A 21,842-nucleotide genomic window follows, 5' to 3' on the forward strand; every position below is an offset into this window, starting at 1 on the left:
CTACATGCCTGCCGGACGCCGCAAATCGAGCGTCAGGGGAAATTCTGCCGATGGGGCTTCCGGCTGAAGTGCATAGGCGCCGGCCGTGTGCCCCCACGGTTCGAAACGGGCGAGCCTTCGTGCTTCCGCTTCATTGCCGTTCACCGGAAAAGTGTCGTAACTGCGCCCGCCCGGATGGGCAACATGATAGATGCAGCCGCCGATCGAACGCTTCGACCATGTATCATAAATATCGAATGTAAGCGGCGTGTTAACCGGCAAATTGGGGTGCAAACCCGACGAGGGCTGCCAGGCCTTGTAGCGGACGCCCGCAACCGCAACGCCATTGAAGCCGGTCTTGGTCAGTGGCAGTGCCCGGCCGTTGCAGGCCACGGTGTAGCGTTCGGGATTGGCGGTTTCGAGCTTGACCTGCAGCCGTTCGACCGAGCTGTCGACATAGCGCACGGTGCCCCCGGGCGCGCCTTCCTCGCCCATCACATGCCAGGGCTCCAGCGCCTGGCGCAGCTCAAGCTTGGCGCCCTCGTATTCGACCTCGCCGCAGAAGGGGAAGCGGAATTCGAGCTGCGCTTCGAACCATTCCGGCCGGATATTGAAGCCGTTGGCGCGCAAGTCGTTCAGCACGTCGAGGAAATCCTGCCAGACATAATGCGGCAGCATGAAACGGTCATGCAGGGTCGTGCCCCAGCGCACCAGCTTGCCTTCGGCCGGGTTTTGCCAGTAGCGGGCGATCAGCGCCCGCACCATCAGCTGCTGGGCAAGGCTCATGCGCGCATTCGGCGGCATTTCGAAGCCGCGGAATTCGACGAGGCCGAGACGGCCGGTCGGGCCGTCCGGAGAGAACAGCTTGTCGATGCAGATTTCCGAGCGGTGCGTGTTGCCGGTGACATCGGTCAAAAGATTGCGGAACAGACGGTCGACCATCCAGGGCAAAGGTTGCTGCGCCATGCCGGGCAAGGGCACCTGCGCCATGGCGATTTCCAGCTCGTACAGCGTGTCGTGCCGGGCCTCATCGACGCGCGGCGCCTGGCTGGTCGGGCCGATGAACATGCCGGAAAACAGGTAGGACATCGATGGATGGCGCTGCCAGTGCAGGATCAGGCTTTTCAGCAAATCCGGCCGGCGCAGGAAGGGGCTGTTGTTGGGATTGTTGCCGCCGACAACGACATGGTTGCCGCCGCCGGTGCCGGTGTGGCGGCCGTCGATCATGAACTTGTCGGCGCCCAGGCGGGTGAGACGGGCCTCCTCGTAGATCGCCGTGGTGATGGCGACGCAATCGGCCCAGTTGGAGGCCGGATGGATGTTGACCTCGATGACGCCGGGGTCGGGTGCGACGCGCATGACGTTGATGCGCTCGTCCTGCGGCGGCGAATAGCCCTCGATATGGATAGGCAGACCGAGATCGGCTGCGGCTTTTTCGGCTGCGGCGACCAGGTCGAGATAGTCCTCGATGCGCTCGACCGGCGGCATGAACACACAGAGGCGGCCATCGCGCGGCTCGACGCTCATGGCGGTGCGCACGGCGCCGCGAATATCGGCATTGGCCGCTTCCAGCACCTGCTCGACGCGCTTTTGCCGCGCTTCGGCTGCGGCCTTGCGCGAGGCCTCGGCCAGCGCCCGTGCCGGTGCGCCGTAATCGGGCAGCGGATCGCGCGGGATCGAAGGATCGGCCTCGTGGATATAGGGATATTGCGACGGCGGCACATAGGGCAGGGTGCCGAGCGGCATGCGGAAGCCGATCGGCGAATCACCGGGGATCAGGAAGATCTTGCCGCGGCGGGTGCGCCATTTCTCGGAAATCCATTTCTGTCCCTCCGCCTTGGAGTTCCAGGCCTGGACGGGCAGGATATAGCCGGTCGGGGTGGTGAGACCTCTGGCAAACACCTTGGCGATACGCGCCCGTTCTTCCGGGCTTTCAAGCTTGGAATTGTCGGGATCGACATTTTCCGGCAGGCTGCCTTCCTTGATGATCCATTCGGCCGGATCCTCGAAAGCGGGGATGACCATTTCCTGTTCGATCTCAAGGGCTGCCGCGATGCCGGTGATCAGGGCTTCGGCTTCCTTGGCGGTGACATTGGTATCCTTGCCTTCGGCGGCGATCAGGTCCGGGTCATGCCAGATCGGCTTGCCGTCCTTGCGCCAATAAAGCGAGAAGGTCCAGCGCGGCAGGCTTTCGCCGGGATACCACTTGCCCTGGCCGTAATGCAGGAAGCCGCCGGGGGCGAAGCGTTCGCGCAGGCGCCGGATCAGCTCGTCGGCCTTGTCGCGCTTGGTCGGGCCGACGGCGCCGGTGTTCCATTCCTCCGATTCGAAATCGTCGATGGAAACGAAGGTCGGCTCGCCGCCCATGGTCAGGCGCACATCCGCGCCGTTCAGCACCGTGTCAACGTGTTCGCCGAGCGCATTCAGCGCCTGCCAGCTTTCCTCGGAAAACGGCTTGGTGATGCGCGGATGCTCCGCCACGCGGCTGACGGTCATGGCGAAGTCGAACGTGGTGTTGGCATCGCCGTAAAGGCCGCCGGAGATGGGCGCGGCATTGCGGTAATGGGGGGTGGCCGCCAGCGGGATATGGCTTTCGCCGGTCAGCAGGCCAGAGGTCGGATCAAGCCCGACCCAGCCGGCGCCGGGGATATAGACTTCGCACCAGGCATGCAGATCGGTGAAATCGACCTCGGTACCCGAGGGGCCGTCGAGCGCTTTCAGATCGGGTGCGAGCTGGATCAGGTAACCGGAGACGAAGCGGGCGGCGAGCCCGAGATTGCGCAGGATCTGTACCAGCAGCCAGCTGGAATCGCGGCAGGAGCCAAGCGCCAGCTGCAGCGTCTCTTCCGGCGTCTGGACGCCGGGTTCCATGCGGATGATGTAGTTGACCTTCTGCTGCAGGCGGGCATTGAGGCCGACGATGAAATCGATCGTGCGGGTGGGGGTCAGATCGATGCCGTTGATATAGGCTTCCAGCGCCGGGCTCATCGGCTCCGGCTGCATGTAGATCTTCAGGTCGTCGCGGATATCTTCAGGGTAGGAGAAGGGAAAAGTCTCCGCGTCTTCCTCGATGAAGAAGTCGAAGGGATTGTAGACGGTCATATCGGCGACGAGATCGACTTCGATCTTGAACTCGGTAACCGGGTCGGGAAAGACGTAGCGCGAGAGGTAGTTGCCGTAGGGGTCCTGCTGCAGCGTGACGAAGTGATTTTCCGGCGTGACTTTCAAAGAGTGGCTGATCACCTTGGTCTTGGAATGGGCCGCCGGCTTTAACCGGATGATCTGGGGACCGAGCCGTACGGGCTTGTCATACTTGTAATGCGTCAGGTGATATATGCTTGCTTTGATCGCCATGCGAATTTTTATCCCCTTGATGGCGTGTCTCTGCCGCCATTGAGGGGATTTTGTGCAATGCGAAGAGAGATTGCAAGGCGCAATTCCCGGCGGGAAGATTCATTTCCCCGCAGGAAGAGCAGCGCATGGCTCAGTTGGGCCTATTCCTGCGGTTCGATGTTCTGGTTGAGGCGGAACAGATTGGCCGGATCGAGGCGTGCCTTGAGGCGGGCAAGGCGCTGGTATTTCTCATGCCCATAGGCATCGCGGGCGATGTGCGAGCCGGTGTCGCCCTGCTCGTTGACATAATTTCCAGGGATCGAGCCATCGGACAGTAGACGGCCGTTCCTGCGGCCCCATTCGATACATCCGTCATCGCCGGTGCTGTCGTCCCAGATGGGTTCGCACAGCCAGTAAAAGCCGGCGTTGCGCCCGGTATAGGCGGTTGCCTCGTCCGCCACGTCCCCGATCGCGCCACCCAGCTGAAGGACGTAGATTTCGCAATCCGGCGCCGGCGCATGCGCGATCGCATCGATGATGTGGCCGATGGCCTGATCGCTGATTTCGGACCAGAAACCGCCTTTGGCATAATAACGGCGCGACCAGGCATAGGCTGCGTCGTTGCGGCTTTGCAGCGTGAGATAAGACAGGTTTTCCAGGCCGCCACCGGCACCGTGAGCCAAGGTCCCGAACGGTAACAATGTTGCTGGCGCGTGTGCGCTATCACCGAACCAAACAGCCGTGACGGCGATCCCCGATTGCGATGCGGTGAAAGACACGGTCAGATCCCTGGATTGTTGCCGCAGCAGATCGCGCAACACAGGGAGGACCTGGCGGGCACTGCTGAACGGGTAGTTCCATTGGCCAGCGACAATGCCGTCGAACGGATGCAGCTGGAACCGGAAGCGGGTGACGACGCCGAAATTTCCGCCTCCGCCGCGAATGGCCCAGAAGAGTTCCGGGTTCCAGGTTGGGCTGGTCCAGGTGATATCGCCGCTGGCGAGCACGATTTCGGCACCCAGCAGGCTGTCGATCGTCAGGCCATATTTGCGGCTTGCCCAGCCCATGCCGCCGCCCAGCGTCAGTCCGGCAATGCCGGTGTGAGAAATTACGCCTGCTGGCACGATGTAACCCCGTGGCACCGTTGCGCGATCGAGATCGCCGAGCAAAGCGCCGCCGCCGACATCGACGGTCTGGGCCTGGTTGTCGATAACGATGGGACGGATCAGGGAGAGGTCGAGCACCAGCCCGTCATTGCAGGTGGAGAGACCAGGCAGGCTATGGCCGCCGCCGCGCACGGCAAGTAAGGCTCCGGAGGCCGCCGCCGCCCGCACGGCTTTTTGAACATCCTCGACATCCTGAGGGCGCACGATCGCGCGCGGCAGGCGGTCGGCGATGCCGTTCCAGACATGGCGGTAGCGATCATAGTCCGGATCACCGGCAGTGATCACCGGACAGTGAAGTTCTGCAGCGCTCAGTGCTTCCAGCAGCGAATTGGACATGGTCCTTGCCCTCGACTGGGCGATATCTACCATATTTTAGGAGTTGCAGAAATAACCCGTTTGCAGGTGATGCTGGTGTCCATCTTGGGCAAAGCACCGGGAATGCCCTGCCGGTTACCTGATGTCTGCCGCAATCTCCCAGACATGGCCGGAAGGATCGGCGAAGGCTGCGGTGCGGCGGCCCCAGGGACGGTCGATCGGGCCGTTGAGCAACGTGATCCCGAGGCGGCTGAGTTCGGCGCAGACGGCGTCGGTGTCATCAACCTTGATCGTCAACAGCATACGCGAGCCGGAGGATGATGCAGCCACAGGCAAAGGTGTCACCAGCTCCGGTGCTTCGCTCGATACCAGCAAATTGACCAGCAGGCCGGAGAAATTCAGCACGGCGGAGACGTCGTCTTCAAATAGGACCTTGGGAGTAAACGCCCGCTGATAAAATGACTTGGCTTCATCGATATCATCGACGAACAGGGTGATGACCTCGATTGCGTCCAGCGTCATGGGACCTCCGGGAGTTCCTCACAAGATGGCACCGGCGTATTGCGCCGGTGCGTGCCGAATGGATCAGCGTTTCATCGCCACAAGATTGAAATAGGCGTCCTGCGGATCGACGCAATTGACCACCCAGGCGCCGCCGGGGACTTCCATCGGGCCATTGACGACCTTGCCGCCCTTGGCGTTGGAGCGGTCGATGGCTGCATCGAGAGCATCGACGTTGAAGTAGAACCCCCAATAGGGTGGTGCCGGGATGGCGGCCAGCTTGTTCATCATGCCGCCGATCTGGGCGCCGTCATGGGAAAAGAGCTGGTAGATGCCCATGTCGCCCATATCGAGGCCCTCATCCTTCTGCCAGCCGAACATTTCCTGATAGAAGGGAAGCTCGACGGCAATATCGCCGGCCATCAGCTCATGCCAGCCGATGCTGCCGGGGTCCATCTGCTTGATATCCGGCATTTCGCCGTCGCTCGTGCTGAACAGGGCAAAGACGGCACCATGCGGGTCGGCGACAACGGCGAAGCGGCCAACGCCTGGAATATCGTCCGGTCGCCGGTGCACGGTGCCGCCGAGCTTGACGAGCTTTTCCGCTGAAGCATCAACATCATCGACGCCGATATAGCCGAGCCAGGCCGGTGGAACGTTCATGTCCCGGGCGCTCTGCGGCAATGTCATCAGACCGGCAACCCGCAAGCCGTTGGTCTTGAACAGCGTATAATCCGCATCGGGCATGCCGGAATCGGCCGAGGTCCAGCCGACCACGTCATCATAGAAGGTTTCGGCAGCCTTGGTATCGGTGGTCATCAGTTCGTACCAGACGAATGCGCCATGTCCTTTTTTCATTGTAATTCTCCTCCTCATTTTGTGGCCGTCTGGCCGGGATCGCTGGATTGTTCAAATGCGGTTGTAGTCGCAGGACATGACGGATTTCCACGTGCCGTCGGCACGGCGGATGCGGGACGAGAAATTGCGGCTATCCGCGTCCCTGATGGTGATGATGTCCTGGTAGCGGGCGGTTTGGCCGGGATTGCCGAAATCGGGGCCTTCGCAGTCGAGCGTCAGCACCTTTCCGGTTTCATCGAGCTTGCCCTCGTAAATCCAGAGGTTTGTCATGACGGAACTGATGAACGATCCGACATAAAGTTTCCTTGCCGGATCGTAGCCAAGCGCCAGGATATTCGTTGCCGCGCTGCCGTCCGGCATCGTGCCGGTGGCCTCGGCAACGACCCAGGCGTCGCCCAGCAAGCGGGCGGTCTCCTCCCAGCTGGCGCCGCCATCCATCTCGCCGCTTTCCTGGGAAGGATTGAACGTCAGGCGCCATCGTCCCGTCAGTTGCTGGAGCCAGCGGTGTTCGTCCACAAGATCTGCCTTCATCGCGTCTTCTCCTCTCTTAAGGGCGATTTCCGGGTCAGTCAGGTCAGGCGCAGCAGGAATGCGGCTTTGCCTCTGCGTCATATTCGTCATGACGCTTCACGAAGCTCAGTGTCGATGTTTCGTTGCGGCCCTTGGGCGCCCGGTCGAGGATCATCAATGTCGTCAGGATCTCCTCGCCGCCGCGGGCATAGTCGGAATAGGTGTGGTAGATATTGCCGGCCTCGTCGCGGATGAAGGCGCTCATGCCAGGCAGCTCGTCATTGGCGTCGTCGCCGGATGTTTCGCGGAAATTGTAAAAGACCTTGCCGCTTTCCAGCTCTTCCTTGGTGAAGGAGACGTGGTAGTCGAAATTGAAATCGCTGCCGAAGGACGAGACCCAGGGAAATTTCCAGCCCATTCGCTTCTTATAGGCTTCGATCTTGTCGAGCGGTGCGCGCGAGACGGTCACATAGGTGACGTCGTGATTGTTGAGATGGGCAAGCGTGCCATCGATATGGTCGGACAGGAAAGAACAGCCGGGGCAGCCGGCCTCCCAGTCCGGGCCGAACATGAAATGATAGATCATCAGCTGGCTGCGGCCGTCGAACAGGTCGGCAAGTGTCTTTTGACCCTGCGGCGTCTCGAACAGATAGGCCTTGTCGACCTTGACCCAGGGCATGTTCTGCCGGGCGGCGCGGATCTTGTCGCGCAGCTTGGTTTCTTCCTTTTCGGTAACGAGCAGGGCCCTGCGCGCTTCAAGCCATTCGTCTCTGGATACAACCGGATTGCTCAACATCGTTCATTCCTCCTCAGAAAATCGCGTTTCGTTCCGCTTGACTAAATAGGTTGATATCAACATTATTAGCTCATGTCAAAGCCCATTGTGATTCCCTTCGAAACCACCCTTCATGTTCGCGACACATGCCTGTGCCTTCATGTGCAGCGCGCGGCGCGGGCTTTGGCGCGGAAATTCGACGAGGCATTGCGGCCGCTCGATCTGACCAATGGGCAATTTTCCCTGCTGATGTCGCTCAATCGGCCGGACCCGCCGGGCATGGGTCCGGTTGCCAATCTTCTGGCAATGGATCGCACCACGCTGACGGCGGCGCTGAAGCCACTGGAAAAGCGCGGGCTGCTCGTTACGATGAGTGATGACAGGGATCGCCGGCTGCGGCGGATGAAGCTGACGCCGGCAGGCCATGCGCTGCTCTCGACGGCGGTGCCGATCTGGAAGCGCACGCATGCCGATGTCGATGATGCGCTGGGCGAGGGGCGGCCGGACCGGTTGCGCTCCGACCTTCTGGCGCTTGCCTGACGACAAATTCCGGTCCGCTTCTGGGAGCGGACCATGTGTTAACCAAGGAGGAGACTGTCCATGAGAATGATTTTCGTCAACCTGCCGGTCAAGGATATCTCGAGGTCGAAGGCGTTTTTTGCCGGCCTCGGCTTCGGCTTCAATCCGGATTTCTCCAGCGACGATACGCTGTGCATGATCGTCGAGGAGAACATCTTCGTCATGCTCTTGCAGGAGGCGCGCTTCAAGGACTTCATCATCGATGAGATCAGCGATACCAGCAAGGCGACGGAAGTGCTGACAGCGCTGTCTGCCGCAAGCCGCCAGGAAGTGGACGAGACGCTGGCCAAAGCGCTGTCGCTCGGCGGCAAGGAATGGCGGCCGGTGATGGATTACGGCTTCATGTATGGCTGCAGCTTCCAGGACCCGGACGGCCATGTGTGGGAACTGGCCTATATGGAGCCGCAGGCGGCGAACTGATACCAGTTGGGGGGAGCTGGAGTTCATCACCCGTCGCTCCGCCCCCCTTTCTCATTTCCATGCAAATTCGTTCCAAACCGCACAATTCCTGCCACAAAGGGCTGACAGGACAAGGAAAAACGCCGCTATAAGCGCTGCGGCGGCAAAGACGGTGGTGAACTATGACGCAGAATGTCTACGACAATCCGGAATTTTTCGAAGGCTATAGCCAGCTCGGCCGGTCGGTCGAGGGGCTCGACGGGGCTGCCGAATGGGCGTCGATCCAGGCGTTGCTGCCGGACCTGAAGGGCAAGCGGATTGCCGATCTCGGCTGTGGGTTCGGCTGGTTCTGCCGGTTTGCCTGGGATGAGGGTGCTGCACGCGTGGTTGGCTTCGATGTGTCAGACAACATGCTGGCGCGGGCGCGCGCGACCTCAAATCCGGCGATTGCCTATGAGAAGGCCGATCTCGAAGTCCTGGAATTGCCGCAGGCGTCGGTTGACCTCGTCTACAGTTCGCTTGCCTTTCATTACCTCAAGGATCTTCAAGCGCTGCTTCGCCGCGTCCATGCGGCCCTTGCGCCCGGCGGCCAGCTGGTTTTTTCGACCGAACACCCGATCTACATGGCGCCGGCCCATCCCGGCTGGTCCAAGGATGCCGATGGGCGGACGACATGGCCGGTCAACGGTTATCTCGACGAGGGTCCGCGCACGACGGACTGGCTTGCCAAGGGCGTCGTCAAGCAGCACCGGACGCTGGGTACGCTAATCAATATGCTGATCGGCGCCGGTTTCACGCTGCAGCATGTCGAGGAATGGGGGCCGTCGCTTGAACAGGTGGCCGCCCATCCGGAATGGGCAGACGAACGCGAGCGGCCGATGTTCCTGCTGGTTTCCGCACGCAAATAACCGGCAGCACCGGGACCTTCGCCGGAAAGACGGCTATTCCGCCCATTCCGTGTCGGCGGTGAAAGCGATGGTCAGCCATCGATTGGGGCCTTCGCTGCCGATGCGGGCGCCGATATCGTCGCGCAGCTGGTCCCATTCTTCGATCGTGCGCGCAGGCATGCCCGGTGGCACGATGAAATAAAGCTCCACCTGCATCAGCCGTCCGATGCGGGCGACATAGGCGCGGTGGGACAGGAAGGCCTGTTCCTGCACCACCTCTTCCGCCACTTCGTCGATCCTTGCCCGCAAGGGCGCAGGCGTCATCAGCAGGATGTCGGACAGCGCCTGGCGCACCGTACCGACCGGCATCGGAATGATGACGACGGAGACCAGCGCCAGAACGGCCGGATCTATATAAGGCGCGATCCAGGCAAGCTGCGTGCCTCCAACGAAAAAACCGCCGATAAAGGCGATCAACAGGGCGGCGGTGATACCGGCGGACATCAGCCAGGCGGTGGCGTCCAGGGTGAGAAATCCTGAGCGGATCGTGGCGTTTTTCCTGCGGACAACGGCGGCCATGGTCAGGCAGGCCGCAAGCGTGATGGCCGCATAGAGGATCGCATAATCGAATTCGAGCGCATGGCCGCCGGAGAGAATGCTGATGATGGCGTTGATCAGCGCGTAGACGGCAACGCTCATCAACAGGATGCCGTTCAGCCCGAGCACGATCGGCTCGAGATGCCAGAAGCCGAGCGAAAACCGCGCCCGCAGCTTGCCCTTGCCACGGGCCGGGTCCGCATCGCTGGCAATCAGCCTGGCGACCACAAGGGCTAGTGTGCTCATGCTGGCATCGGCGAGCGAGTAGACCCCGTCGAAGGCGATCGAGAAGGAGCCGGTGACGATGCCGAATGCAATGCCGGAACAGGCGATCAGGATCGTCACGGCAATTGAGATTTTCAGGATCGTCTGTTCGGCTTGCATGGGTCTGCTCGGAATGGTGGGCTTTGGATGGGGCTTGCACACGGAAGTGTGGGCGCGTTTGCGGCATTTGCCTATATCCGAATGACGGCCGAATGGCGGCTTTGCCGATTATTGCACCAACGGACCGCGTTCAGTTCGGAGCATCATGCACAAGTTTTTGCAGCTGAAAAAGAAACACCCCTGAATCCACGGGAATTCAGGGGTGTAGATCTGTGAAGGATACCTACGGCTGCTTTTAGCCGAGATCGCCGAGATCGCGAACGGCGCCACGGTCGGCCGAGGTGGCGAAAGCGGCGTAGGCTTTCAGCGCCGTGGTGACCTTGCGCTTGCGCAGCTCCACCGGCTTCCAGCCCTTGGCGTCCTGCTCGGCGCGGCGCGCAGCGATTTCGGCGTCATCGACACGCAGCGAGATCGTCCGGTTGGGGATGTCGATATCGATCATGTCGCCTTCGCGCACGATGCCGATCAAGCCGCCATTGGCAGCTTCCGGCGAGACGTGGCCGATGGAGAGGCCGGATGTGCCGCCGGAAAAGCGGCCGTCGGTGATCAGGGCGCAGGCCTTGCCCAGTCCCTTCGACTTCAGATAGCTGGTCGGATAGAGCATTTCCTGCATGCCCGGGCCGCCCTTGGGACCTTCATAGCGGATAACAACGACATCGCCGGCTTTGACCTCATTGGCAAGGATCGCCTTGACCGAGGAATCCTGGCTTTCGAAGACGCGGGCGGGGCCGGAGAATTTCAGGATCGATTCATCCACGCCGGCCGTCTTCACGATGCAGCCGTTGATGGCGATATTGCCCTTGAGCACGGCCAAGCCGCCGTCCTTGGAGAACGGGTGCTGGGCATCGCGGATGACGCCCTTTTCGCGGTCGAGGTCGAGTTCCTTCCAGCGTGCGCTCTGGCTGAAGGCAACCTGCGTCGGCACGCCGCCGGGTGCGGCACTGAACAGTTCAAGTGCTGCCGGATTGTCGGTGACGGAAATATCCCATTGCGACAGGGCATCGCCCAGCGTCTTGGCATGAACGGTCGGAAGGTCGGCATTCAAGAGGCCTGCGCGGTTGAGTTCGCCAAGGATCGCCATGATGCCGCCGGCGCGGTGCACGTCTTCCATATGCACGTCAGACTTGGCGGGCGCGACCTTGGAGAGGCACGGAACCTTGCGCGACAGCCGGTCGATGTCATCCAGGTTGAAATCGATTTCGCCCTCATGGGCGGCGGCCAGAATGTGCAGAACGGTGTTGGTCGAGCCGCCCATGGCGATATCGAGCGCCATGGCATTTTCAAATGCGCCCCTGGACGCGATGGTGCGCGGCAATGCCGTTTCGTCATCCTGTTCGTAGTAACGCTTGGCCAGACCGACGATGCGGCGGCCGGCTTCGAGAAACAGCTTTTCACGATCGGAATGGGTCGCCAGCGTCGAGCCGTTGCCGGGCAGCGACAGGCCAAGGGCTTCCGTCAGACAGTTCATCGAATTGGCGGTGAACATGCCGGAGCAGGAGCCGCAGGTCGGGCAGGCAGAGCGCTCGATGGTCTTGACGTCCTCGTCCGACATGCTGTCGTCGGCGGCGGCCACCATGGCATCGACCAGATCGAGCGCATGGATCTTGCCGTCGGAAAGCAGAACCTTGCCGGCTTCCATCGGGCCGCCGGAAACGAAGATGGTGGGGATGTTGAGGCGCAGCGAGGCCATCAGCATGCCGGGGGTGATCTTGTCGCAATTCGAAATGCAGACCATCGCATCGGCGCAATGGGCATTGACCATATATTCGACGCTGTCGGCGATGATCTCGCGCGACGGCAGTGAGTAGAGCATGCCGTCATGGCCCATGGCGATACCGTCATCGACGGCGATCGTGTTGAATTCCTTGGCGACGCCGCCATTGGCTTCGATCTCGCGGGCCACCAGCTGGCCGAGGTCTTTCAGATGCACATGGCCCGGCACGAACTGCGTGAACGAGTTCACCACCGCAATAATCGGCTTGCCGAAATCGCCATCCTTCATGCCCGTCGCACGCCAAAGGCCGCGAGCGCCGGCCATGTTGCGGCCGTGGGTGGTGGTGCGGGAGCGATAGGCAGGCATGGACGTCTTCCTTGAGCTTGTCTGGGTGAACGGCAGATATAGGGTTCAGGGACCACAATTTCAGCGGTTCCTATCGCAAAACTGCGCCCGCGTCACGAATTTCGTAACAATATTTCGTGTTTTTTGGAGGGCGGCAGTCTTTCAAACGGGGTTGCCCCGCACGTTTGAATGGATTGTTCTGCGATCATATCGCCCAAAATTGCAAATTTGGCCGGTCTGGCGTCACTGAGCCCCGATAGCAGCCCGAATTCCGGCGCAACTGATTGATTTCGAAGAATAACAGTCGCCACCTACCTTGTTTGGGGGATGCGGACGGCCGGTTTTCACTCTTTATTGCCGGGGCTGGACACTTTGCAAACCCGGCAATTTCATCACGTAAACCATTGTATAATCTCCTCTCCGGTAACGGGGAGGGGATTTTGCAATCTAGAGAAGCGGGCTTTTGCGCCCTGCAAGATGATCGCGATTAAGCGCCTCCATGATGTCGCGCGCATCGTCGCGGTCAAGCCCAGCAAGATCGCGGCCGTCGGATGCCGCCGGCAGATGCGTGATCACGTCCATCACGGTCCAGGTGCCATTCCGTTCCTGGCGCAGCTCGTAGCGCGGTTCCCGCATGAAAAATCCTTCACTGAGATAAGATTGCCGACAAACCATATCTGGGGGCTGGGACGAACGGTTTCGAGGGGTGGCGTGTGTGCTGTCGCCAGCGTGATGCGCCCATTCAAAAATGTCGATGACAATTTGAAGTTTATAATTACAATCTATAATAGTATTACTGTTTTACAAAAGGGGTGGTTGTTTATGCAAGAGACGGTAGTAAGCGAATGGCTTCGGCGCGAAACCAAGCTGTTGGAAGAGATCGCGAGTGCGCTTGAATACTATTCGAGGCATACAAAGAGGTACCAATTCTGGCAGCGGGCAACTTCTGTTAGCGTCATGGTCCTGAGCACCCTTGCGCCGTTGGTGGTGGCAGGTTCAGGTGTTGCCGAAGGTACATTTGGGCTGTCGAGAGACAACCTGAGTGTGGCAGGTGTTATCATCACCTTGATACTCGCTCTGATCGAGGGCGTGCGCAGAATTTTCAGGTTCGAGCAAAGGTGGGCCACCTGCTACCAAGTCAAATCTACGATAAAACGGGAACGGGAGGGTTACCGCTATCAACGCATCGGATTGGCCGTTGGCAGCGAAGAATGGAAACTAAATCTTGCTGCTTTACGGAAAGCTTTTGACATCGCGACCGGACAGGAAACGCAGGCTTTTTTTGCTGCGGTCCAAGACGCCAAGTCGGCGGCTCCCGCTAAACCGGTGTGACATGGATGAAATCGATATGAGCGGAGAGGCCGGTCATGCCTCCCAACGAAAAAGGCCTTCCGGTTTCCCGAAAGGCCTTTATAAACTGGATGGTGGGCGTGACAGGGATTGAACCTGTGACCCCTACGATGTCAACGTAGTGCTCTCCCGCTGAGCTACACGCCCATCCGATGTCGGCGCATAGACCATAAACCTCCTGGGGCGTCAATAGGCTTTTTTCGGCTTTTTGACAGGAAGTTTTGCGGCCCTTGCGGCGCAGCCTTAAGCGGCCAGCATCTTGTTCACTTCGTCCACAAGATCACGCAGATGGAAGGGCTTGGACAGGACCTTTGCGTCCTTGGGAGCTTTCGAATCGGGGTTCAGCGCCACTGCGGCAAAGCCGGTGATGAACATGACCTTGAGATCTGGATCGAGTTCGGTCGCCCGGCGGGCAAGCTCGATGCCGTCCATTTCGGGCATGACGATATCGGTCAGAAGAAGCGAAAACGGCTCTTCGCGCAGCCGGTCATAGGCGCTGGCGCCATTGTCGAACGACAATACCTTGTAACCGGCCTTTTCCAGGGCTTTCACCAGGAACCGGCGCATGTCGTTATCGTCTTCGGCGAGGAGGATTTTTGGACTCATGGATTAAAGCCGTTGCACCTTACGTGTCGATGTCGGGAATTGCGGTGACGTCATGAAACCGCAGTTGAGTAAATATCCGGTGAAGACTGAAGGTCAAGCCCCGCTCACCGGCAGGAAACGACTATGGACATGATTGCCGCCTGCTGGCAACATACACGAAGCATCAAGATTGTGACATGGTAAAAAAGGGCTGCGATGACGCAGAACGTCAGCGAAACCGAACAGTTCGAAGTTCGCGAGCCGGAAATGCAGCGCATTCCCTTTGTCTTCAATTCGCCCCATAGCGGCAGGGTCTACAGTTCAGCCTTCCTGAAAAAATCCCGCCTGGACCACCTGTCGATCCGCCGCTCGGAAGATCATTTCGTCGATGAATTGTTCCATTGCGTCACCGATCTCGGCGCACCCCTGTTGATGGCGCATTTCCCGCGCGCCTTTCTTGACGTCAACCGCGAACCTTATGAACTCGATCCGCGCATGTTCGACGGGCCCTTGCCGCCGCATGCCAATATCAGCTCGATGCGGGTGGCGGGCGGTCTTGGCACCGTGCCGCGGCTGGTCGCCGAAAACATGGAAATCTACCGCGGCCGCTTTCCCGTTTCCGAAGCGCTGGAACGGATCGAGACCATCTACAAACCCTATCATGCCTGCCTGCGGCGGCTGATTGCCCGCACCCATGTGCAGTTCGGACTGGCGGTCCTGATCGACTGCCATTCGATGCCGGGCAATATCCGGCTGGCCGGGACGGGCCAGCGGCCGGACTTCATTATTGGCGACCGCTACGGCACCAGTGCCTCGGCCGATCTGTCGCGGACTGCAGTCTCGCTCTTGGAGGATCTCGGCTTTTCCGTCGCCCGCAACAAGCCCTATGCCGGCGGCTTCATCACCGAACATTACGGCCGGCCGGCGCGCGGGCTGCATGCGCTGCAGATCGAGATCAATCGCGGTCTCTATGTCGATGAAACGACGCTGCAGAAGAAGCGGGATTTTCCGATGCTGGCAGACGCGATCGGCATGTTTCTCAGCGGGCTTGCGGCGCATGTTGAAAGTTATGCGCCAAGTACGTCTGCGGCCGGGACGCCGCTTGCTGCCGAATAGCCGTCTTTTCCAAGACATTCTTTCCCTGACATCAGGGCAAAAAAAACCGCGCTTGTGGCGCGGCTAAGTCTAGGGAGGAAACACCCAAGGAGGGTATTTACAGCCACAAGTGACTGTAGGGAAAATTTAATATTGCAGCGCACAATTGTCAAGCAAGATTTGGCCACAATTGGTGCAGTGCGCCAAAACCCTGGGATATAGTGGCGCTGTAAATTGGTCGATTTCGCGCTGTTTATTGATTTTTCAGGCCGGTTTTTCGTAAAACCGTCACAAGACTGCTGTCACATCTGCCGATCGGCGCGATTTTTTCCGATTTTCCTGCCAAAGGCTTCTCTTTCAAAAAAATGTGCCATAAGCAGATTCAGCCTTCCATTTCCCGATTTTCGTGAGGTTTCATGCTGCCGGACCGTGAATTTTTTGACCGCCTTGCCGATGCTGCCAAGGCGCAGACCCTGCCGCGTTTCCGCACCGGCATCAGTGTCGCCAACAAGGAGGCTGCCGGTTTCGACCCGGTTACCGAGGGCGACCGGGCGGCCGAAACGGCAATCCGTGCGTTGATCGAGGCGCATTTTCCAGAGCATGGCATTCTGGGCGAGGAATTCGGCAATGTCGGGCTCGACCGGGATTATGTCTGGGTGATCGATCCGATCGACGGGACCCGCGCGTTCATCTCCGGCCTGCCGGTCTGGGGCACGCTGATCGGCCTCTATCACAAGGGCGAGGCGGTGATGGGGCTGATGGACCAGCCGTTTACCGGCGAGCGCTATTTCGCCGATGGCAAGAACACCCATTATCGCGGGCCGGGCGAAGACAAGGTGGTCTCGACGCGCGCTTGCGCCGATCTCAGCCAAGCCATCCTCTTCACCACCTCGCCGCATCTTTATACCGGCGATATCAAGACCCGCTTCGAGGCGGTGCAGGACAAGGTGCAGCTCGCCCGCTACGGCTGCGATTGCTACGCTTTCGCGCTGCTGGCAGCCGGTCATATCGACCTCGTCATCGAATGCGGCCTGAAGCCCTATGATGTCGGCGGGATCATTCCGCTGATCGAACAGGCCGGCGGCATCATCACCGATTGGAATGGCGGCCCGGCGGAAATGGGCGGCGAGGTGATTGCCGCCGGCAGTGCCGAAATCCATGCACAGGCGCTGGCGATCCTGAGGGGCTGAGAGCCACAACGGATGTCAGGCCGACAGGTCCTCGCTATCGGCGAGCGCCGTGTCCGCCGTGCTGCTGGGGATGAAGGCCTCGATGGCGGCGATCGCCTGGGCGCGATAATGGTCTGCTTCCTGCAGGAGTTCGTGCCGGGCGCCGTCGATCGGGATCATGTGGCCGGCGCGAAAATTGCGGGCAAGGGTCTCCACCGCCAGATGCGGCACCAGCCTGTCCTGCGTCGGCGCCAGCACGATGGTGGGAACGCGGATTTGCGTCAGATGTTCGCGGGCGGACACGCGCTTGATCGCCTTGAATGTCTCATGCAGCCAGCGGGCGGTGGGCGGTCCGAGCGCCAGTTCCGGATGGGCGTCCGTCAATGCCTTGTTGCGGGCAAAGCGCCGCGCATCCGAGGTCAAAAGATTTTCCGGAAATGGCCGCGAACCCTTGTCGCGCATCAAGGGCAGGGAGCCGAGACCAAAGAGCGTGAAAGCGCTGGCCAGGAGGCTGATCATGCCGTGGCCGACCTTTTGGCCGCCGAGCGCCATGAAGGGGGCGGCGATTGCCAGCCGGTCGATGCGGCTGGCAAGCAGCGGCGCCTGCGCCAGGGCAACCAATGCGCCCATCGAATGGGCCAGCATGAAGAAGGGCAGGCGGGTATCGGGAAGCACGATCTTTTCAAGGAAGGTCGAGAGATCGCTCTCATAGTCGGCAAAGCGCCTGACGTGACCACGGCGCCTGTTTTTCAACAGCCGCTCGGAGCCCGCCTGGCCGCGCCAGTCGAAGGTTGCGACCCACAGGCCCCGCGCGGTCAGCTCGCCGATCGTCTCGGCATATTTCTCGATCGATTCATTGCGTCCCTGCAGCAGCACGACGGTGCCCTTGGCGACCGGCGCATCGGACTTGAAGATCGCATAACGGAGCTTGCGGTTGCCCACGCCCTCGAAGAACCCGACGGTATGATTGCCGGGGACCGGATTGTCCGGGGTGGAATGAAGCATTGACGTCATGGCAGGTCCGTGTCCGGCGGGTCTTTCAGGGTGCAGTGGCAACACACCAGTGCGCCGGCTGCAGAAGAATGCGCCTGCAATGCACCGGATTTATGATCGCCTATTTTGATCAATACCGATTAAGGAACGGTGCAGGCAAAGCAGTGGGGAAGCGATCCGCACGGTCAAAAATGCTGGCCATCTGGAAAAAGGGCCGGAAACGGTGGGGGACTTATACCGTTCCCGGCCAGAGACAGTCGGCCGGTAGAGGACAGGGAGCTTTGGGAGAAGGGACGTTCACCTCGGCTGCCTGCCTCGTCTTCCGATGTTTCGGTTTTAAAGCATGAAAGCTGAACGCAGCTCGAACCGGCCGTTCATCCTGCGTTTATCGGCGGCGGGGCTCATGAGATGCGCGTTCTTAGTTGTGTGCCCGGGGGCTTGAAGGCCGCAGAAACAATTCCCATCTCATCCTCACGGGCGCCGAAACCGGGCCCGTTCACCGGTTCTGCCATTGCCACTTGCAGGGATGACAGAGCCAAGATCGCACACCCGTTGCTCACAAGAGGACATCATGCGTCACGTTGATTTTTCCCCCCTTTACCGTTCCACCGTCGGTTTCGACCGTCTCTTCACCATGCTCGACAGTCTCGGCCAGCCGGACCAGTCGCAGACCTATCCGCCCTACAATATCGAGCGGACCGGCGAGAGCACCTACCGGATCACCATGGCTGTTGCCGGGTTTGACGAAAGCGAACTTTCGATCGAAGCCCGCGAACACACGCTGACCGTCAAGGGCGAGAAGAGCGAAGAAAAGGCGACCGACAACCAGTTCCTCTATCGCGGCATTGCCAAGCGCGCGTTTGAGCGCCGCTTCCAGCTCGCCGACCATGTGGAAATCCAGTCCGCTTCGCTGAAGAACGGCCTGCTTCACATCGATCTCCTGCGCGAGATCCCGGAAGCCGCCAAGCCGCGCCGCATCGATATTGTTGCCGCGCAGTCGGCGCCGAAGCAGATCGAGGCCACGCAGGTCACCGGCGCTACCAACTAAACCCGTGATCTGAAGAAAAAACGCGGTGCCTTTCGGGGCACTGCGGATATTCGGGAGCCGTTTGCAGCCGCGTGTTGCAGGCGGCTTTTTTGTTCCAACGCGCTAAAGCTGGACGCGTTGTTCTGATCGACGCCCTTTATTGTGCAACCGGAGCCGGAGCCGAAACCTCAGCCGGAGCCGCAGCGACGGCTGCATTTGCGGCGGCAACGGCCAGGCGGCGGTTGCGTTCGGCATATTTCTGGGCGATCACCGCGCAGGCCATCAGCTGAATCTGGTGAAACAGCATCAACGGCAGCACGATACTGCCGATGCCCTGGCCGGCGAAGATGACGTTGGCCATCGGTACGCCGCTGGCAAGGCTCTTCTTCGAGCCGCAGAAGGTGATGGCGATCTCGTCCTGCTTGGAAAAGCCCATCAGGCGGCTGCCGTACATGGTCACGATCAGCACGACGGCGAGAAGGAGGATGTCGAGGACGATGACGACAGCGATGTCACGGATGGAGAACGTGCTCCAGATGTTTTCGTTCACCGCTTCGCTGAAGGCGAGATAGACGACCATCAGGATCGAGCCGCGATCGACCGGCATCAGAAGCGTCTTGCGGGCGCGGATGAAATTGCCGATCCACGGCTGCAGGATCTGGCCGAGAATGAACGGCGCCAGCAGCTGCAACAGGATCTGTTCGAGCGCATCGAACGAAAACCCGCCATGGCCGCCGGCTGTGAACAACAGGCCGACCAGAAGCGGCGTCAGGAACATGCCGAAAATATTGGAGGCCGAGGCGGCACAGATGGCGGCGGGAACATTGCCGCCTGCCATGGACGTGAAGGCAATCGACGACTGTACGGTCGAGGGCAGCACACAGAGAAAGAGGATGCCGGTATAGAGCGCCGGTGGCAGGAGGGTCGGCGGCAGGAAGCCGATGGCAAGGCCGAGCAACGGAAAGAGCACGAAGGTCGAGGCCAGGATGACGATATGCAGCCGCCAATGCAGCAGACCGGCCACCACGACATCGCGCGACAGCCGCGCACCGTGCAGGAAGAACAGCAGCCCGATGGCGATCTTGGTGGCAAGACCGAACCAGTCCGCCGGCTCGCCGGAAATCGGCAGCAGCGATGCGAGGATGACCGTGCAGACCAAAAGGAGGGTGAAGGTATCGGGCAGGAAACGGCGCATATCGATCGTCCAGACAATGAAAAGATGATTGGCGGCATCATTGTCATTATGATATCGAATGCAAGTAATAACGATTATCACGAATCAGGATGACAGATGCTGGATTTGGCTCAACTGCGCAGTTTTCTTGCCGTCGAGCAGATGGCGAGCTTTACGCTTGCCGCAGAGCGGCTGGGGCTTGGGCAATCGACGGTCAGCCAGCATATCCGCCGGCTGGAAGCTGATCTCGGGCGAAAGCTGGTCGAGCGCGATACGCATCGTGTATCACTGACGGCCGATGGCGAGGCGCTTTTGGGACCGGCGCGCGCCATGCTGTCGCTGGACGGGCAGGTGAAATCGCTGTTTGCCGAGCGCAGCCTGCACGGCCGCCTGCATCTCGGCGTCTCGGAAGATTTCGTCATGAGCCGGCTTCCGGCCGTGCTCGAAGATTTTACCCGGGCGCATGCCTCCGTCGATCTCGAACTGACCGTGGCGCTCAGCGGTACGCTTTATCAGATGCAGGATGAGGGCGCGCTCGATCTGGTGCTCGCCAAGCGCCGGATCGGCGATGCGCGCGGCCAGCTCGTCTATCGCGAGCCGCTGGTCTGGCTGGCGCGCGATCCGGAGCGGGTGATGCGGGGCGACGTGCTGCCGCTGATCGCCTTTCCGCCGCCGAGCATTACTCGCAGCGTTGCACTCGAAGCACTGGAGCGGGCAGGCGTGCCGTGGCGCATCGTCTGCACCTGCGGCAGCCTTAGCGGCCTGACGGCCGCCGCCCGTGCCGGAATGGGCGTTCTGGTGCAGCCGCGCAGCATGGCCCCGGCCGGATTGCGGGAAATTACGTCGGATAGGTTGCCACGGCTCGAGGATGTGGAATTCGTGCTGGTGGCGCGGCGCGGCGCGGACAGGGCACTGGTGAAAGCCCTGTCCGGTGAAATCCTGGCGACGGTCGGCGGGCTGCAGGCGTCCCTGGCAGGCAAACCGTCGCTCTGATCAGAGCGCCTTCAGGAACTGATCGACATCATGGGGCGTCGTTGCAAAGCTGGTGACCAGGCGGTAGAGGCCCTCGTCGCCGGCGACGGTATCCGCCAGCGCATGCGGCACAGGCCAGTCGTAAAACACGGCGCCATCGGCCTGCAGCTTGGCAGCGGTCTCCTTTTTTAGGACGACGAACAGTTCGTTGGAGCCGCTCGGCCAGGCAAGCCGGGTGCTGTTTGAGCCCGCGATGCCGTCGGCGAGCCGGTTTGCCATGCCGTTGGCGTGGCGGGCGAGATCGAGCCAGAGACCGCCTTCCAGATAGGCGTCGAACTGGGCGGCGATGAAGCGGGATTTCGAAAACAGCTGGGCGGAGCGCTTGCGCAGGTAGCCCATTTCCTCGGCCTTCGAGGTATCGAACATGATCAACGCCTCGGCGCACCAGCAGCCATTCTTGGTGCCGCCGAAGGAGAGAAGGTCAATGCCGCGTTTCCAGGTCATTTCGGCCGGTGTCGTATCAAGCGTCACCAGCGCATTGGCAAAGCGGGCGCCGTCCATATGCAAGGGCAGCTTGGCCGCCTTGGCGATGGTGGAGATCGCGTCGATTTCGTCAAGGCTATAGACGGTGCCGGCTTCGGTTGCCTGCGTCATGGTGATCGCCATCGGCTGGCCGCCATGAACGCCGCCGCCGCGTGTGCGCTGGATTTCCCTTTCCAGCCGGGCTGGATCCATCTTGCCGTGGGGGCCATCGACCGGCGCAAGCTTGGCGCCATGCGAGAAGAATTCGGGCGCTCCGCATTCGTCGGCATTCACATGCGCTTCGCGGTGGCACAGCACATGACCGCCCGGACGATTGGTACTGGCTAGCGCCAGCGAGTTGGCGGCCGTGCCGGTCGCGACGAAGAACACGGCGACGTCGCGCTCGAACACTTCAGACAGCGTCTTTTCGACCTTCTTGTCGAGATCGCTCGTGCCATAGGCCGATGCAAAGCCACCGGCGGCCTTGACGAGGCTTTCGGCGATCACGGGATGGGCGCCTGCCCAGTTGTCGGAGGAGAAAATCATGATGCGATCCTGCTATGCCGGAGAAATGCTCCCCGAATTGGTTGGTCAGGCGAGACCATACGGATGC

The 21,842-nt window shown here is 60.6% G+C and carries 21 protein-coding genes and 1 tRNA gene; 8 read left to right on the forward strand and 14 right to left on the reverse strand.

Going from position 1 to position 21,842, the window contains the following annotated elements; genetic code table 11:
• From PYR65_RS05505 to PYR65_RS05530, 6 genes are all read right to left on the reverse strand, one after another.
• Positions 1-3,333: a transglutaminase family protein gene (locus tag PYR65_RS05505; protein ID WP_276120229.1), complete on the reverse strand. Its 3,333-nt coding sequence runs from the start codon at positions 3,331-3,333 to the stop codon at positions 1-3.
• Between the two features lie 140 nt (positions 3,334-3,473).
• Positions 3,474-4,814 (reverse strand): FAD-binding oxidoreductase, encoded by a 1,341-nt coding sequence (locus PYR65_RS05510; protein ID WP_276120230.1) that lies wholly within the window; start codon positions 4,812-4,814, stop codon positions 3,474-3,476.
• A gap of 114 nt (positions 4,815-4,928) precedes the next feature.
• A complete protein-coding gene (locus PYR65_RS05515) occupies positions 4,929-5,315 on the reverse strand; it encodes a VOC family protein (RefSeq protein ID WP_276120231.1) in 387 nt (128 codons plus the stop codon).
• A 63-nt stretch (positions 5,316-5,378) separates the two neighbouring features.
• Positions 5,379-6,152 carry a VOC family protein gene (locus PYR65_RS05520; RefSeq protein ID WP_276120232.1) on the reverse strand — a complete coding sequence of 258 codons (774 nt, stop codon included), beginning with the start codon at positions 6,150-6,152 and terminating at the stop codon, positions 5,379-5,381.
• A gap of 51 nt (positions 6,153-6,203) precedes the next feature.
• Positions 6,204-6,683, reverse strand: coding sequence for a DUF1579 domain-containing protein (locus tag PYR65_RS05525; protein WP_276120233.1), 480 nt, complete (start codon positions 6,681-6,683; stop codon positions 6,204-6,206).
• A gap of 43 nt (positions 6,684-6,726) precedes the next feature.
• The gene (locus tag PYR65_RS05530) at positions 6,727-7,455 is read right to left on the reverse strand and encodes a DUF899 domain-containing protein (protein ID WP_276120975.1); all 729 of its coding nucleotides are present in this window, start codon (positions 7,453-7,455) and stop codon (positions 6,727-6,729) included.
• Positions 7,456-7,530: 75 nt separating this feature from the next.
• Here PYR65_RS05530 and PYR65_RS05535 point away from each other — a divergent pair, with 75 nt between their 5' ends.
• The 3 genes from PYR65_RS05535 (at position 7,531) to PYR65_RS05545 (ending at position 9,323) form a co-directional block, all read left to right on the forward strand.
• The gene (locus PYR65_RS05535) at positions 7,531-7,977 is read left to right on the forward strand and encodes a MarR family winged helix-turn-helix transcriptional regulator (protein WP_060639320.1); all 447 of its coding nucleotides are present in this window, start codon (positions 7,531-7,533) and stop codon (positions 7,975-7,977) included.
• A 60-nt stretch (positions 7,978-8,037) separates the two neighbouring features.
• On the forward strand, positions 8,038-8,436 hold the full coding sequence (locus PYR65_RS05540) for a VOC family protein (protein WP_060639321.1): 399 nt from the start codon (positions 8,038-8,040) through the stop codon (positions 8,434-8,436).
• 161 nt (positions 8,437-8,597) lie between these two features.
• The gene (locus PYR65_RS05545; protein ID WP_276120234.1) at positions 8,598-9,323 is read left to right on the forward strand and encodes a class I SAM-dependent methyltransferase; all 726 of its coding nucleotides are present in this window, start codon (positions 8,598-8,600) and stop codon (positions 9,321-9,323) included.
• Between the two features lie 33 nt (positions 9,324-9,356).
• Here the strand turns inward: PYR65_RS05545 and PYR65_RS05550 are convergent, their stop codons facing one another.
• The 3 genes from PYR65_RS05550 to PYR65_RS05560 form a co-directional block, all read right to left on the reverse strand.
• Positions 9,357-10,283, reverse strand: coding sequence for a cation diffusion facilitator family transporter (locus PYR65_RS05550; protein WP_276120235.1), 927 nt, complete (start codon positions 10,281-10,283; stop codon positions 9,357-9,359).
• A gap of 235 nt (positions 10,284-10,518) precedes the next feature.
• Entirely contained in the window at positions 10,519-12,363 is a 1,845-nt protein-coding gene (gene ilvD, locus PYR65_RS05555) for a dihydroxy-acid dehydratase (protein ID WP_276120236.1), read from the reverse strand.
• A 426-nt stretch (positions 12,364-12,789) separates the two neighbouring features.
• Positions 12,790-12,978 carry a hypothetical protein gene (locus PYR65_RS05560; RefSeq protein ID WP_276120237.1) on the reverse strand — a complete coding sequence of 63 codons (189 nt, stop codon included), beginning with the start codon at positions 12,976-12,978 and terminating at the stop codon, positions 12,790-12,792.
• A 24-nt stretch (positions 12,979-13,002) separates the two neighbouring features.
• On the opposite strand from PYR65_RS05560, the gene PYR65_RS05565 reads away from it, so the two are divergent.
• On the forward strand, positions 13,003-13,674 hold the full coding sequence (locus tag PYR65_RS05565) for a hypothetical protein (RefSeq protein ID WP_276120238.1): 672 nt from the start codon (positions 13,003-13,005) through the stop codon (positions 13,672-13,674).
• Positions 13,675-13,764: 90 nt separating this feature from the next.
• Here PYR65_RS05565 and PYR65_RS05570 read toward each other — a convergent pair.
• Positions 13,765-13,839, reverse strand: a tRNA-Val gene (locus tag PYR65_RS05570).
• Positions 13,840-13,935: 96 nt separating this feature from the next.
• On the reverse strand, positions 13,936-14,298 hold the full coding sequence (gene cpdR1 / locus PYR65_RS05575; RefSeq protein WP_018327941.1) for a response regulator CpdR1: 363 nt from the start codon (positions 14,296-14,298) through the stop codon (positions 13,936-13,938).
• A 195-nt stretch (positions 14,299-14,493) separates the two neighbouring features.
• On the opposite strand from cpdR1, the gene PYR65_RS05580 reads away from it, so the two are divergent.
• Both PYR65_RS05580 and hisN read left to right on the forward strand, forming a co-directional pair.
• Positions 14,494-15,393 carry an N-formylglutamate amidohydrolase gene (locus PYR65_RS05580; protein WP_276120239.1) on the forward strand — a complete coding sequence of 300 codons (900 nt, stop codon included), beginning with the start codon at positions 14,494-14,496 and terminating at the stop codon, positions 15,391-15,393.
• Positions 15,394-15,788: 395 nt separating this feature from the next.
• The gene (hisN, locus tag PYR65_RS05585; RefSeq protein WP_276120240.1) at positions 15,789-16,562 is read left to right on the forward strand and encodes a histidinol-phosphatase; all 774 of its coding nucleotides are present in this window, start codon (positions 15,789-15,791) and stop codon (positions 16,560-16,562) included.
• Positions 16,563-16,577: 15 nt separating this feature from the next.
• Here hisN and PYR65_RS05590 read toward each other — a convergent pair whose 3' ends face one another.
• Complete coding sequence (locus PYR65_RS05590; RefSeq protein ID WP_276120241.1) at positions 16,578-17,555, reverse strand: alpha/beta fold hydrolase; 978 nt, start codon at positions 17,553-17,555, stop codon at positions 16,578-16,580.
• Between the two features lie 550 nt (positions 17,556-18,105).
• Between PYR65_RS05590 and PYR65_RS05595 the strand changes: the two genes are divergently transcribed.
• Positions 18,106-18,582 carry an Hsp20 family protein gene (locus PYR65_RS05595; protein WP_060639329.1) on the forward strand — a complete coding sequence of 159 codons (477 nt, stop codon included), beginning with the start codon at positions 18,106-18,108 and terminating at the stop codon, positions 18,580-18,582.
• A gap of 136 nt (positions 18,583-18,718) precedes the next feature.
• Here PYR65_RS05595 and PYR65_RS05600 read toward each other — a convergent pair whose 3' ends face one another.
• A complete protein-coding gene (locus tag PYR65_RS05600; RefSeq protein ID WP_276120242.1) occupies positions 18,719-19,756 on the reverse strand; it encodes a bile acid:sodium symporter family protein in 1,038 nt (345 codons plus the stop codon).
• A gap of 96 nt (positions 19,757-19,852) precedes the next feature.
• Between PYR65_RS05600 and PYR65_RS05605 the strand changes: the two genes are divergently transcribed.
• Positions 19,853-20,728 carry a LysR substrate-binding domain-containing protein gene (locus tag PYR65_RS05605; RefSeq protein ID WP_276120243.1) on the forward strand — a complete coding sequence of 292 codons (876 nt, stop codon included), beginning with the start codon at positions 19,853-19,855 and terminating at the stop codon, positions 20,726-20,728.
• Here PYR65_RS05605 and PYR65_RS05610 read toward each other — a convergent pair whose 3' ends face one another.
• Positions 20,729-21,775: a threonine aldolase family protein gene (locus PYR65_RS05610; protein WP_276120244.1), complete on the reverse strand. Its 1,047-nt coding sequence runs from the start codon at positions 21,773-21,775 to the stop codon at positions 20,729-20,731.
• Positions 21,776-21,842: the final 67 nt, after the last annotated feature.

Origin of the sequence: Pararhizobium qamdonense (assembly GCF_029277445.1) — a bacterium.
Classification (GTDB): Bacteria; Pseudomonadota; Alphaproteobacteria; order Rhizobiales; family Rhizobiaceae; genus Pararhizobium; species Pararhizobium qamdonense.

Coding starts and splice junctions, on each gene's coding strand:
- PYR65_RS05505 (WP_276120229.1), bottom strand. CDS start 3,333: ATGGCGATCAAAGCAAGCATATATCACCTGACGCATTACAAGTATGAC.
- PYR65_RS05510 (WP_276120230.1), bottom strand. CDS start 4,814: ATGTCCAATTCGCTGCTGGAAGCACTGAGCGCTGCAGAACTTCACTGT.
- PYR65_RS05515 (WP_276120231.1), bottom strand. CDS start 5,315: ATGACGCTGGACGCAATCGAGGTCATCACCCTGTTCGTCGATGATATC.
- PYR65_RS05520 (WP_276120232.1), bottom strand. CDS start 6,152: ATGAAAAAAGGACATGGCGCATTCGTCTGGTACGAACTGATGACCACC.
- PYR65_RS05525 (WP_276120233.1), bottom strand. CDS start 6,683: ATGAAGGCAGATCTTGTGGACGAACACCGCTGGCTCCAGCAACTGACG.
- PYR65_RS05535 (WP_060639320.1), top strand. CDS start 7,531: ATGTCAAAGCCCATTGTGATTCCCTTCGAAACCACCCTTCATGTTCGC.
- PYR65_RS05540 (WP_060639321.1), top strand. CDS start 8,038: ATGAGAATGATTTTCGTCAACCTGCCGGTCAAGGATATCTCGAGGTCG.
- PYR65_RS05545 (WP_276120234.1), top strand. CDS start 8,598: ATGACGCAGAATGTCTACGACAATCCGGAATTTTTCGAAGGCTATAGC.
- PYR65_RS05550 (WP_276120235.1), bottom strand. CDS start 10,283: ATGCAAGCCGAACAGACGATCCTGAAAATCTCAATTGCCGTGACGATC.
- ilvD (WP_276120236.1), bottom strand. CDS start 12,363: ATGCCTGCCTATCGCTCCCGCACCACCACCCACGGCCGCAACATGGCC.
- PYR65_RS05560 (WP_276120237.1), bottom strand. CDS start 12,978: ATGCGGGAACCGCGCTACGAGCTGCGCCAGGAACGGAATGGCACCTGG.
- cpdR1 (WP_018327941.1), bottom strand. CDS start 14,298: ATGAGTCCAAAAATCCTCCTCGCCGAAGACGATAACGACATGCGCCGG.
- PYR65_RS05580 (WP_276120239.1), top strand. CDS start 14,494: ATGACGCAGAACGTCAGCGAAACCGAACAGTTCGAAGTTCGCGAGCCG.
- hisN (WP_276120240.1), top strand. CDS start 15,789: ATGCTGCCGGACCGTGAATTTTTTGACCGCCTTGCCGATGCTGCCAAG.
- PYR65_RS05590 (WP_276120241.1), bottom strand. CDS start 17,555: ATGACGTCAATGCTTCATTCCACCCCGGACAATCCGGTCCCCGGCAAT.
- PYR65_RS05595 (WP_060639329.1), top strand. CDS start 18,106: ATGCGTCACGTTGATTTTTCCCCCCTTTACCGTTCCACCGTCGGTTTC.
- PYR65_RS05600 (WP_276120242.1), bottom strand. CDS start 19,756: ATGCGCCGTTTCCTGCCCGATACCTTCACCCTCCTTTTGGTCTGCACG.
- PYR65_RS05605 (WP_276120243.1), top strand. CDS start 19,853: ATGCTGGATTTGGCTCAACTGCGCAGTTTTCTTGCCGTCGAGCAGATG.
- PYR65_RS05610 (WP_276120244.1), bottom strand. CDS start 21,775: ATGATTTTCTCCTCCGACAACTGGGCAGGCGCCCATCCCGTGATCGCC.